The organism is Allotamlana fucoidanivorans (assembly GCF_006265225.1).
In the GTDB taxonomy this organism is placed as follows: Bacteria; Bacteroidota; Bacteroidia; order Flavobacteriales; family Flavobacteriaceae; genus Allotamlana; species Allotamlana fucoidanivorans.
This window is the reverse complement of record NZ_VDCS01000001.1, coordinates 95,503-108,973: the sequence shown is the minus strand read 5'-3', so window position 1 is coordinate 108,973 and position 13,471 is coordinate 95,503. Positions and strand designations below refer to the sequence as shown.

9 protein-coding genes are annotated in these 13,471 nt (G+C 34.3%); 5 read left to right on the top strand and 4 right to left on the bottom strand.

The annotated features are described in order from the left end of the window. Position 1: 1 nt before the first annotated feature. The 4 genes from FGF67_RS00455 to FGF67_RS00440 form a co-directional block, all read right to left on the bottom strand. Complete coding sequence (locus FGF67_RS00455; RefSeq protein WP_139694495.1) at positions 2-3,013, bottom strand: SusC/RagA family TonB-linked outer membrane protein; 3,012 nt, start codon at positions 3,011-3,013, stop codon at positions 2-4. A gap of 445 nt (positions 3,014-3,458) precedes the next feature. Further along, positions 3,459-5,789 (bottom strand): sulfatase-like hydrolase/transferase, encoded by a 2,331-nt coding sequence (locus FGF67_RS00450; protein WP_139694494.1) that lies wholly within the window; start codon positions 5,787-5,789, stop codon positions 3,459-3,461. Between the two features lie 147 nt (positions 5,790-5,936). Next, positions 5,937-6,236, bottom strand: coding sequence for a carboxypeptidase-like regulatory domain-containing protein (locus tag FGF67_RS00445; RefSeq protein WP_233243971.1), 300 nt, complete (start codon positions 6,234-6,236; stop codon positions 5,937-5,939). Between the two features lie 308 nt (positions 6,237-6,544). Further along, positions 6,545-7,600, bottom strand: coding sequence for a ferredoxin--NADP reductase (locus tag FGF67_RS00440; protein ID WP_139694492.1), 1,056 nt, complete (start codon positions 7,598-7,600; stop codon positions 6,545-6,547). Between the two features lie 112 nt (positions 7,601-7,712). Between FGF67_RS00440 and FGF67_RS00435 the strand changes: the two genes are divergently transcribed. The 5 genes from FGF67_RS00435 (at position 7,713) to porW (ending at position 13,460) form a co-directional block, all read left to right on the top strand. After that, a complete protein-coding gene (locus tag FGF67_RS00435; RefSeq protein ID WP_139694491.1) occupies positions 7,713-8,045 on the top strand; it encodes a PadR family transcriptional regulator in 333 nt (110 codons plus the stop codon). Positions 8,046-8,166: 121 nt separating this feature from the next. After that, complete coding sequence (locus FGF67_RS00430; RefSeq protein ID WP_139694490.1) at positions 8,167-8,574, top strand: DUF2059 domain-containing protein; 408 nt, start codon at positions 8,167-8,169, stop codon at positions 8,572-8,574. A 35-nt stretch (positions 8,575-8,609) separates the two neighbouring features. Beyond that, the gene (locus tag FGF67_RS00425; protein WP_139694489.1) at positions 8,610-10,082 is read left to right on the top strand and encodes a DUF5687 family protein; all 1,473 of its coding nucleotides are present in this window, start codon (positions 8,610-8,612) and stop codon (positions 10,080-10,082) included. 4 nt (positions 10,083-10,086) lie between these two features. Next, positions 10,087-10,782 carry an ABC transporter ATP-binding protein gene (locus FGF67_RS00420; protein ID WP_139694488.1) on the top strand — a complete coding sequence of 232 codons (696 nt, stop codon included), beginning with the start codon at positions 10,087-10,089 and terminating at the stop codon, positions 10,780-10,782. 116 nt (positions 10,783-10,898) lie between these two features. Beyond that, complete coding sequence (gene porW / locus FGF67_RS00415; RefSeq protein ID WP_233243970.1) at positions 10,899-13,460, top strand: type IX secretion system periplasmic lipoprotein PorW/SprE; 2,562 nt, start codon at positions 10,899-10,901, stop codon at positions 13,458-13,460. Positions 13,461-13,471: the final 11 nt, after the last annotated feature.

Sequence of the window (13,471 nt, the reverse complement as noted above, 5' to 3'; positions counted from 1 at the left end):
TTTAAAATCCAAATTTAACACCTAAAGAAAATGTACGAGGATTTGGATAAGCTCCTACATTGATACCGGCAGCTACATCAACATTACCTGCATTATTTGCTGGTCTTGAGGTGTGTTCTGGATCATAACCTGTGTAATCGGTGATTAAGAAAAGGTTTTGACCAGATGCATAAAGTTTCAAATAGTCAATTGTACTAAAAAGATCATTAAATGTATAACCTATAGATAAATTGCTTAATCGAATAAAATCTCCCTTTTCAACAAATCTTGTAGAGCCAATTTCATTACGTCCACCAGCTGGAATGTCAGTTTCATTTGTTGCGGTCCATTGGTTCACTTGATCTGCAGCTAAGAAACTTCTCTGGTTTCCTGTATTACCAACTATAATCCCTTGAACGGCATTTAACACGTCAAATCCATGAACGCCTTGGAAAAACACATTAAAATCCCAGTTTTTATATGTAAGTGTGTTGTTGAATCCCCAAAAAGTATTTGGTGTACCATTACCAATAACACCAAAAACCAAATTGTTGTCATCATCTAACAGATATTTAGCATCTCCAGGGATGGCAATAGGTTCACCAGTTTCATTAACAGGAATATTGTCGGTAGATTTCCAAGTGCCTAAGAAAGTAGCTCCCCAAAATTGACCAATAGGCTCGCCTACCTGAATTCTATTCCATCTTCTTTGCTGACCATCAACACTTTCAAAAGAGCCTTGAATTTCATCAACATCACCTAAATCGATTACTTTGTTTTTTACATATGAGAAAGTGAATACTGAGTTCCAGTTAAAATTATCATTTTGAATAATGGTTCCGTTTAAAGAAATATCAAAACCTTTATTCTCTATTTCTCCTAAATTTTGTTTAATAAACCCTCCTCCATTTGTGTCAGGTACCGGAACATCTAGTAATAAATCTTCAGTGTTTTTAACATAATAGTCTAATGATAAGTTTGCTCTACCATTGAAAAGACCTAGATCAACACCCACATTGGTTTGTGTAGTAGTTTCCCAAGTTAAATCTGGATTGCCATATCCATCTGGGGCAGATCCAGGCTGTACATTGGCACCGTCAAAAGCATAGGTGCTATTTATTGTAACTGTTGGGAAAGTAGTGTAAGGAGCAATGTTTTCATTACCCACTTGTCCCCAGCCTGCTCTAAGACTCAAACCTGTAAAAGTGTCTCCTTCACCTAACATATTAGAAAAGTTATATCTTGCCGATACTGAAGGAAAAACACCATTTCTTTTTCCGGATCTAAATTTAGATGATGAATCAGAACGAACTGTACCAGTTAAAAAGAATACATCATTGTATATGTATTCGGCTCTACCCATTATGGACTCTAAGGCTGATTTAGAGTAATTGTTATTAAAATTTCTTGCAGCAGCAAGTTCTCCTAAATAAAACCCTAAAGGAAGTGATAAGTCATTACCATTATAAGCATTCCATCTGCTTTCAAAACCAGAAAACTCATAAACACCTGTTACTTTTACATCATGTTTATCAGCAAATAATTGATGCCAAGTTAAAATGTTACTCACCTGGTGCGTTGTGTTTTTGGCATTGCCAAAACTAACATCGTTTAATGGGTGGTCTAACACATATGATTCTGTGGCATTATTGATGGTTGAAGCACCGGCCAGTAAAGTGTAGTTAAAGGCGTCGTTGATATCCCAATTCAAGTTAAAATTAACGTTTAGTCTATCGTTGATGCTATTTCTGTCAGTGGTGTTAATGTCCTCGATTGGATTTTGATTAAGTGATGCTAATGATCGAGTTGAAAATCTGTTATATTGTCCGTTTTCATCAAATATAGGTGTTGTAGGATCCCATGTCAATGCTTTCACAACTAAACTACCTTGAAAACGATTTAAGGCTGTAATGTCATTTTTGGTATTGGCTCTAGTTGCGAATACATTTAAACCGATTTTAAAATTATCGGCTATATTTGAGTTTACATTCGCACGAACCGAATATCTTTCAAAACCTGTACTTTTTACAATTCCTTCTTCATTTACGTAATTTCCTGAAAGGAAATAGTTGATTTTCCCTTCTGATCCGCTTGCAGATAATTGAACGTTATTAGAAAGACCTGTTTGAAAAAGTTCTCTTTGATAGTCTGTTCCGCCGCTTGCCGCTAAATCACTGATTTCAGAATCTGAAAATATTGGTGAACCACCAACACGAACACGTCTGCTGTTCTCAATTCTTGCAAAATTTGCTGCATTTAGCGTAGGAAGGTATTCTGGAACAGAAGATATTGTGGTAAAATAATCTACATCTATTTTAGATTTCCCTTTACCTTTCTTCGTGGTTACCATAATTACCCCGTTAGCACCTCTCGATCCATAGATAGCTGTTGCGGATGCATCTTTTAATACATCCATAGAAGCAATGTCATTTGGGTTTATGGTGCTTAAATCTCCGCCAATAATACCATCAATAACTACTAATGGACTGTTATCTTGATTAATAGAGTTTACTCCACGAACCCTAACTTTAATGGCTGCACCAGGAGCACCACCTTGTCTTGATACCGTTACACCAGCAGCTCTACCTGATAAAGCGTCTTCAACACGGGTTAATGGTTGCTTTTCAAATGATTTAGCAGAAACCTGAGAAACAGCTCCTGTGAGGTCACTTTTTTTAGCAGTACCATATCCAATAACAACCACTTCGTCAAGTTCTGCCGCATCTTCAATAAGGGTTACGTTGATTTTAGTTTGGTTGCCAACCGTAATAGATTGGGTAACGTAGCCAATGAAAGAGATTTCTAGAACATCAGAAGCTGATGCTGAAATACTGAAATTTCCATCAAAATCGGTGACAGATCCAGTAGTTGTTCCCTTTACGATAACGTTTGCGCCAGGGATGCCAACACCAGCTTCGTCAACAACAGTTCCATTAATGGTTTGTTGTGCATTTGCATGATGAAAACTCATAAACATGAGAAGCGCTCCAAGCAAGAAGCTACGTCTCAAAAACAGAGTAATTTGTTTTTTCATAATTGTTTAGTTTTAGTTTAATTGTTAATAAATTAGTGAGTTTAAGGGTCTAAATATAGTAATGTGATTTTAATTTTTATAGGTAAAAATAAATTTTATGACAAAAAAACAGATATAAATTTTGTGTAAAAATATTTTTTTGTAGTTTTTATTTATGTAAAAAACTGATAATGAAAGTTTTAAAATAATTTTTTTAATTTTTATTGTAGGGTTTAATATTCAAAAAAAAAACTAGTTTCAAATATAAAATTGGTGTAGTTCATTTTCTATTTGTAAAACACCTCTTATTGCTTTGGATAAAAAAAAATAAAAAACAGGTTTAGTAGTTGTTATATATTACCTTCAACTGGTATTATTTTACCAATTTAGTATATTTTACAATATAAAAATGTTAATACCGAAATAAAAATGTTCGCTTATTGCAAGTTAATCATTCAGGATGCTATTATTTAGCATAAGGCTTAAGGTTCACTCGTAGCAATAAATCATCTGAAACAATAAATAGAAATCTACCATCTTCACTAAATTCACAATTACCGGTTGCTTTATTTGTTTTGATAGTGCCTAAATGTTTGCCTTTAGGTGTGACAATAAGAACGCCATCTGGGCCAGCAAAAAAGAGATTCCCGTTTTTGTCTAGTTTAATACCATCTGGGCATTGCTTGCTCAGGCTTTTTTCACGAAGTTCGGTAACATCAAATAGAATCCTTTTACTAACTAATTTACCGGGAGCAAGAATATCAAAGGCAAATATTTTTGGAAAACTCGTATTGGAGTCGCCAACATATAGGGTCTTGTTATCATGAGAAATGGCCACTCCATTTGGGAATTTTATATCTCTATCTAAAAGAATGACAGTGCTATCTTTCTTTGAGTAAAAAAATACGCCACTAAATCCTAGATCGCTTTTAGCGTCTTTAAGTCCGTATGTAGGATCGGTGAAGTAAATGTTTCCTTGTGAGTCAAAGGTTAAATCATTGGGTGAATTGAATTTTTTTCCATTATAATTTGTAATGAAAGGTTCATATTTAGGTGTTAACGAATCTTTCAAGCTGATTAATTTACTTATAACACGGTCTCCTTGCTGGCATAGTATTAGATTCCCTTCAGCATCAACACCCAATCCATTGGCGCCTTTACCTCCTCTAGGCCATGGGTTAATATCAGGACCTGTATAACCCGAGGGATTTAAGTAAAGGTTTAATCCTTTTAAATCATTCCATTGGTACACCTTATTTTCTGGAACATCTGTAAATAACAATGTTTGTTCTTTTGGAAGCCAAACAGGACCTTCGGCCCAATTAAATCCTTTAGCCACCAAATCAATGCGAGCATGTATTGAAACTATTGAATCAAAAGCAGGATCTAAACGTTCAATACTTCCATAGGTAGGGTATTTTTTGAGGGAATCTATAATAGTTTCAAAACGTTGTTTAACTTTTTTTGTATGCTGATTTAAAGTAAAAGTATTTAAAGGTTTTAATTCTTGTTTGTCTTTTTCAACATTATAAAACCGACCATCACCATAAAGCTTGTATGTTTTATTCAGTACAAATTCGGCTGGATTAATATGGTCTTTACCTGCACCAGGCTTAGGATTGTAATTCATATAAACCCAATCGCGCCTATTTGAGGACTCTCCTTTTAAGGTAGGGTAGAAACTTTGACCGTCTGTAATAAAGTCTTCAGGTATTTTTTTACCAGCCACATCAAGCATTGTCGGTAAAAAATCTATAGCATCAATTAATATCTCAGCTGTTTGTTCTTTTTGAATATGTCCTGGCCAGTTGGCTATAAAGGGCACTTTTATACCTGTTTCTATAGTTAGTCCTTTTCCACCTTGAATATATTGTTGGTTTGCTTTTGAAAAAATGGTTTGGTGCGTTCCATTATCAGAATACACCATAACCAAAGTGTTATCTCTAAGCCCTTGTTTTTCTAAGTTTGTGATTATTTTTCCAATAATCTTATCTGCATAAGCCACCATGTCTTTAAAGTTAGTGGTGTCTTTCTGTAATCGTTTCTCTGGAGTACTCCATGCTTTACTTTGGGGTGTAGGTGTAAATGGGTCATGCGTTAAGGCCATGGGGTAATACACAAAAAAAGGTTTTCCTTTTTGTTTATTAATAAAGTCATTTATAAAATCTGAAAAAATATCTGGACCATATTTGTTTGTTGTGTCTGATAAAAATGTACCATTTTGTAATATGGTTGGATTGGCATAGCGAGACCCTTTATTTTCGGTATGCCCCGTATGCCATAAACAGTATGCGTCAAAGCCAGCATGCTCCACTTGCATACCGGTTCCTCTTCTAAATTCTGAACCAGGATAGCTTACAGGGTCGTAACTTTGCAGCTGCCATTTACCTGCTATACAGGTGGCGTAACCAGCGTCTTGCATTAAATGCCCAAAGGTTTTTTGATCTGGATTCAAAATTCCAAAGGCTGTCCAATTACGGTAGTTGTATTTACCCGTCATTAATTTTACACGGGTATTGGTACATAGAGGCTGTGCATAGGCTTGAATAAACAACATGCCTGTTTTTGCCAATTGATCTATGTTTGGTGTTTTATATGATGTGCCGCCATAGGCACCAACACATTCATAACCCAAATCATCTAACATGATGAGTATAATATTGGGTCTTTTATTGGAGTTTGTTTGTAATTGGTAAGCCCATGATGTATAGCCCATGCACATGGAAACAATGCAATATGCTATTAGTTTTAACACTGTACGGTTGATGTGCAGATTATTTATCAAGAATAATTTCATTTTTCTTATCAGATGATTTGTTCTTTTTTAAGTATTCACTAGGCAGCAGACCAAATTGGTTTTTAAAACATTTAGAAAAATAGGATCCTGTATTGAATCCAGTTGTCGACTTCCCCTAAATAGAACTGTTAGTTTTTCCAAAATTATTCATTTTTTCGTTTTAAAAGTAGTTTGATTTTTGGGGAAGCTTACAAAATAACTTACCACTAGCACCGCATTACTAGAGGTTTTTAGTGAGAAGTTACCATCAAAGTCGGTTTGGGCGCCATGTGTCGTGTTTTTTTCTACAATATTTGCACCAGCCAAGGGTACGCCAGATTCGTCTACCACCGTACCGTTGATGGTCAATTCTTGGGCACTCACCATGGTGGTACCAGTGAGTAGTGCCATAAACAACATCAATAGCTGATGTTTGAATTTTAGTTTGAGTAATTTGCTTGATTTCATAAGCATCAAATGTTTAGTTTTAGTTAATAAATCTATTAACACAAACTTAACATTGATATAAATTCATAGATGCAACATATTGTCAAATCCATGTAACAAATTGATAAATCCTTTATGAATCAGGCGTACCCTTGGCTGGTGGAAGTATTTAAGCGAAGTAAAATCTTATAAAAAGGTATTTTTGTAAGTGCAAAAAAATAACACGCGTTTTAACCCAAAATAATTGTAGAATTTAGGGAGATGGCTTGTTCCAAGAATGGTTATGTTTTATAAGGGCTTCTAGGATATCTTAATATAAAAAGAAGATATTACACATCATCAAAGTCAATAGTGATGCTAGCTGTGGTTGGGTGCGCTTGACAGGTTAAAATTAAGCCTTCGGCAACCTCACTATTTGTTAAAATATTATTTTGTCGCATGGTTGCTTCGCCTTCTTTAATGCGTGCTAAACAGCTGCTGCAAATACCGCCTTGACAGGAATAGGGTGCATCAATGTCCTCATCTAAAGCGGCTTCTAATAAGGTTTGTGTTTGCGACATTTCAAACGTAGTGGTTTCATCATCCACAGTTACGGTAACTTGGGTTTTTCCCGATGGTACAGCCACGTCTTCAACTTCATCAACTTTGGCGGCTTTAAAAAGTTCAAAATGAATACGGCTTTCATCAATGTTATGATCTGCTAAAACATCTTTAACCGTATGTATCATACCTTCAGGACCACATAAATAATAGGCATCAACCTCAACGTGCTTATGTTCATTCTTCATAACATAATTAACGGTACTTTTTTCAATTCTACCAAAAATAGCGTCGTCTTCATCTTCTTGGCTAAATACAAATTGAATAGAAAAGCGATCTTTGTAGTTGTGTTGAAGTTCTAAAAGTTCCTGTAAAAACATGGTATCGTGAGTCGTTTTATTACCATAAACCAAAATAACCTTGCTGTGAAATTCCTCCTCTAAAGCACATTTAATAATACTTAGTATGGGTGTAATGCCGCTTCCTGCTGCAAATAAAGCTATATTCTTAGTTTTTTTATCGTTTGGTTCAAAGATAAAACGTCCTTTTGGTGGTGCAACTTCTATGGTGTCACCAGGTTTAAGAGAGCTATTAGCATAGGCTGAAAAGGTGCCATCTTTTACCGCTTTTACTGCAACTTTTATGTCACCACTTTTTGGGGATACGCACAGAGAATAGTCCCTTCTAATTTCTTTGCCATCAAGTTCTGTTTTTAGCGTAATGTATTGTCCAGCTTGAAACGCGAAAGCATCTTTCAGATTGTCAGGAATATTAAATGAGATACTAACGGCTTTGTCTGTTTCTCTATGGATATTTTTAACTGAAAGTGTGTGAAATGATGACATATAAAATGATTTTAAGCAAAAATAGTGAAGCCGTTAAAAATAGAATAGTTTAATATGAAAAAATAATACATAAAAATATTATGCATAATATTTTTATGTATATTTGATTAAGATGAATAATGCCCATTTGTATAGAGGAAGTCTTGCTACTATTATTTTAAAGCTTCTTAATGAGCACGACACCATGTATGGCTATGAAATTGTACAAAGAGTAGATGAATTAACCCATGGAGAGCTCAGGTTAACCGAAGGAGCGTTGTATCCATCACTTCATAAAATGACGGCGCAAGGCCTTTTAGAGGTAAAAGTCATTAAAATAGGAAATAGAATAAGAAAGTATTATCAACTTACAGAATCTGGCACCAAAGAAACTGTAAAGAAGTTAGCCGAACTTGAGCAATATATTAAAACCATGCGTGCTTTGGTTAATCCTAGGTTTCGCTAATTCTAGGTTGTATTTTTAAAGAAAAAAACACAGAAAGCATAGGGTGCTGTAACAAAGTCATTTAGTTTTGTACAAACATTATGGTGTCACAATAAAAATCTTAATTAATAAATAGTTTCACATGAAAAAAAACCTACTAATCTGTTTGTTTACCATAGCGCTTTCGTCAACTTTTTATGCTCAGGATAATTCTGGGTTTAAAAAAGAAACAGTTGAATTTATAAAAATTACTGGTGCTGCAAAAGCTTTTGAAAAGGCCATTGCTCAAATTGGAGCTATGGTTCCTGAGACCAACAAAGAAGCTTATACCAACGAAGCCAATGGTACACTAGAGCCACTATATAATCAGATGGCCGATTTGTATATGGCTGAGTTTACCGCTGCCGAGATAACACAACTTATAAACTTTTATAAGACCGATTTAGGAAAAAAACTGGCTAGTAAACAAGTAGAACTTACTCAAAAAGCTATGGCTTTTGGACAATCTTGGGGCATGAAGGTGCAGGCTATTGCGCAAAAGTATCAATAGTATTAATATAGAGGGTTTCAAATCACCTTATGGTTATGATTAAGCATTTTATAAGTTTAGAGTGGAAAGCATTTTTTAGATCGCCTTCACTTAAAACTAATTTATTTTTTAAAATACTTTTAGGCTTTGGAGCACTGTGGATGATTGTAACTTTTTTATTGCTCGGGTTTGGGGTCTTTTTTATTATTAGAGATAAGTTTCATAAAGATCCTATAGTTGTTTTTAATGATTTTTTGGTGTTTTATGTGGTTTTCGATTTGGTGTTTAGATACTTTCTTCAAAAGATGCCTATTGTTAATATAAGGCCATTACTGTATTTACCAATTAAGAAAGCTAAGGTTATACATTTTGCCTTAAATAAAACAATGCTGTCTTTTTTTAATATAGTACACGCGTTTTTATTTATACCCTTTTCAGTTGTTTTGCTCATAGAGGGCTATCCAATTTTTAGTGTCTTAGGATGGTTTATGGCCATTATGGCACTTGTTTTTTGTAATAATTTCATTAATGTATTTGTTAATAGTAAAGATGTTGTGTTTTATGCTGTGTTGGGAGTGATTATTGTTTTTGGTCTCTTGCTTTATTATGAATTATTTGATGTTACCTTGTTTACGGCACCCGTTTTTCAATCGTTTTATGATGTTCCGTATTTAGCCCTAACTCCATTCATAGTATTGGTTTTATTATACAAAATCGCTTTCAAATATTTTAGAAACCATTTTTATTTAGATGGTGGGTTGTCAAAGAAAATAGAGGTCGTAAAGAGTGAAGATTTTGCTTGGCTTAATAGGTTTGGTAGTGTTTCAACGTTTTTAAAGAACGATATCAGATTACTTAAAAGAAACAAGCGATCGAAAACCACGTTGTTGATGAGTGCCCTCTTTTTGTTTTATGGTTTAATGTTTTTTACAAACTCCATAGAAGCTTATAAAGGACCTTTTTGGAGAATTTTTGCTGGCATTTTTGTGTCAGGTGGATTTTTATTTAGCTTTGGTCAGTTTGTGCCCAGTTGGGATAGTGCTTATTATCCGTTAATGATGAGTCAAAACATCAGGTATAAAGCATACATTTCTTCTAAATGGTATTTGATGGTTATAGCAACTATTATTTCAACAATTTTATCTGTGTTTTATCTATATTTCGGATGGCAAGCATACGCAGCTATACTTGTTGGTGCTATTTACAATATTGGTGTGAATTCGCATATTGTGCTCTGGGGAGGGGCTTATATTAAAACGCCTATAGACTTGACATCAAACAGAAAGGCTTTTGGAGACAAAAAAGCATTTAACGCTAAAACATTGCTATTAACACTGCCAAAACTTGTTTTGCCTATGGTGCTTTATGCTATCGGACATTTTACACTGGGTGAGACGTTTGGGTTTGCCTTGGTTGCTATATGTGGCGTTGCTGGGTTTTTATTTAAAAACAAGGTGTTTAATGTCATTGAAAAAGTATATAAGTCTGAAAAGTATAAAACACTGGCAGCTTACAAACAAAATAATTAAGACTATGATTATCTCAACAAATCTTTCAAAAACATATAACAGCAAGCAGGTTTTAAATATCGAATCCTTAGAAATTCCTAAAGGGCAAAGTTTTGGTCTAGTTGGTAATAATGGCGCTGGTAAAACCACTTTTTTTAGCTTGTTGCTAGATTTAATTCAGCCTTCCAAAGGTCATATTAAAAACAATGGTGTTCAAGTAGATAAAAGTGAAGACTGGAAACCCTTCACGTCTGCTTTTATTGATGAAAGTTTTTTAATAGGTTATTTAACCCCTGAAGAATACTTTTATTTTATTGGAGAGTTGCGAGGGCAAAATAAAGCTGATGTTGATGCCTTAATTTCGCAGTTTAAAGATTTTTTTCATGATGAAATTTTAAATCAGAAAAAATATTTACGTGATTTAAGCAAAGGAAACCAAAAGAAAGTGGGAATTGTAGCAGCCCTTATTGGAAATCCAGAGGTCATTATTCTGGATGAACCTTTTGCCAATTTAGATCCAACAACACAAATTCGCTTAAAAAGCATTATAAAAAATCTTGCCGAAAAACAAGGAGTTACTGTGTTAGTATCAAGTCATGATTTGCTTCATGTTACAGATGTTTGCGAAAGAATTGTTGTGCTTGATAAAGGTGAAATTGCAAAAGATTTAGTAACAAGTGAAGCCACTTTAAAAGAACTTGAAGCACATTTTACTGGTTAATCTGAGTTCAAAACAAGTTTCATTTTATAGCTTAATTCAAAAAGATGCTTATTTTTACCAAGCAATTATAATAATAGCTTGACTTTACAGTTATTATGTAACTAAATATGCCGGCATTGAAATCATCGTTTAAATCTATCATTATTGCATCATTATGTGTGGCTTTGGCAATAAGCTGCTCCAGAAAAAAGGATAAGTTTATTAACCGAAATTTTCATGCGGTTACCGCTGAATACAATACTCTGTTTAATGGCTATAATGCATTAGAAGAAGGCAGAGAAGCCCTTAATAATACTTATTTTGATAATTACTGGGATATTTTGCCCGTTGAACGTCTTGAGGTGTTTGATGATGTTATTTTGCCAGGTCAATCAAAGAATGAAAACTTTTCAAGGGCAGAAGAAAAGGCTATAAAAGCTATTCAGAAGCATGGAATGAACATTGAAGGGAAAGAAAGAAACCCTCAAATAGATGAGGCTTATATTCTTTTAGGAAAGTCTAGGTATTTTGATCAGCGATTTATCCCCGCGTTAGAGTCTTTCAACTACATTTTGTATAAATATCCAGCTAGTGATAAAATAAATCAAGCTAAGGTATGGCGCGAAAAGTGTAACATAAGGCTTGATAATAATGAGCTTGCTATAAAAAACTTAAAACGCCTCTTAAAACAAGAATCTTTAGAGAGACAAGACCTTGCAGATGCTACCTCAATTTTGGCGCAGGCTTATATTAACACAAAAGCTTTAGATAGTGCTATAACACAGCTTGACATTGCGGCAACAGCTACTAAAAGTAATGATGAACGCGGACGCTTTAGGTTTATTCAAGGGCAGCTGTACAATGCTTTAGGCGTAAAAGATAGTGCCAATATGGCTTTTGATAAGGTTATTGTGCTCAATCGAAAAACACCGAGAATATACATGATTGTAGCTCAGCTTGAAAAAATTAATAATTTCAATGTCGATTCAGGAAATAAGTTTGAAGTGGCTACTTTATTAAGAGAGCTGGAAGAGAATAGGGAAAACAGACCGTTTCTTGACAAAATTTATCATCAAACCGCCGAGTTCTATTTAAAAAATGAGTCAGATGCTTTAGCGATTAACTTTTATAACAAATCGCTACGCACAAATTCAAGAGATAAGTATCTTAAGGCTAGAAATTATGAAAGGTTGGGCGATATGTATTTTGAGGCTTCGGTGTATGCTGACGCTGGTGCATACTATGATAGTACCATGACTAATTTGGTGTTAAATTCTAAACCCTATAGAGTCATTAAAAAGAAGCGAGATAATTTAAAAGATGTTATTTACTACGAGGCTATCGCTAAAACTAATGACAGTATTTTAAACTTAGTTAACCTGAGTGAAGCAGATCGATTAGCGTATTTTAATGAACATGTTGAAGCCTTAAAGGTTAAGGCGCAAATAGAAAAAGAACAAGCTGAAGTTGATGAAAATAACAGTGGTTTGGCAACTGTAAATAATCAAATAGGAGCTTTATCAAATGCAGGGCGAGGGGTTCCTAATCAAGCTACTCTGTTTTATTTTTATAACCCTACAACGGTTGCTTACGGTAAAAATGAATTTGTTAAAGTTTGGGGAGATAGAACCAATGATGACGATTGGCGCTGGTCAAATAAAATAAGTACAGGAGTTGCTGGAAATATTTCAAACTCTAATGATTTGGACGCAATTTCTGAAGAAGAAAAATTTAATCCGCAGTTTTACCTATCAAAAATACCATCAAATCAGAAAACTATTGATAGTATAAGCAACGAAAGAAATTACGCGTATTATCAATTAGGATTAATTTATAAAGAAAAGTTTCAGGAGTATGATATGGCAAAAAACAGGTTTCAAGACTTGTTAAAAAGTAATCCAGAAGAACGATTGAAATTGCCTTCAAAATATAATCTTTACAAAATCTATGAGCTATTAGGTGACCATGATGAAGCGCAAATAGCAAAAGCAGATATTATTGCCAGCTATCCAGACTCCAGATATGCAGCCATTTTACAACACCCTGAATTAGGCGCAAGTGAGGATGAAAATAGCGCTGAAAACCTCTATGAGAAACTCTATGAGTTGCATGAAAATCAGCAATATGCTCAGGTTATTACAAATAGTGATACCTACATTACTCAGTTTGATGGGGAGCCTATTGTGCCAAAATTTGAATTATTAAAGGCCATGGCTACTGGCCGATTGTTTGGTTATGAGGCTTATAAAAAGGCAATAAATCGGGTTGCGGTAACCTATGCTAATACGTCTGAGGGTAAGCAAGCACAACATATAGAAGATCAGGTATTACCACAAATTGCAAAAAAGGAATTTGTAGTATCTTCTGATAGTATTTTGGGGCATTACAAAGTGGTGTTTAAGTTTAAAGATAAAACACCAAAAGAAGTTAATGGATTTAAATCTACTCTTGATACTGTACTTAAAAATGTAAAGTATTATAAGCTTAAATCATCAAAAGATATTTATAGCCCAAACACAACGTTTATTGTGGTTCATGGTCTGCATTCAAAGCGTGTGGCAGACACATTTGATCAAATCATAAGCGAAAAAGACAAGGAAAAAATTAAAATTCCATATTTTGCAATATCATCTGAAAATTATCAGATTATTCAAATACATAAAAATTTGGAAGCCTACTCAAATCTATACAATAATTAACCTAACACTTA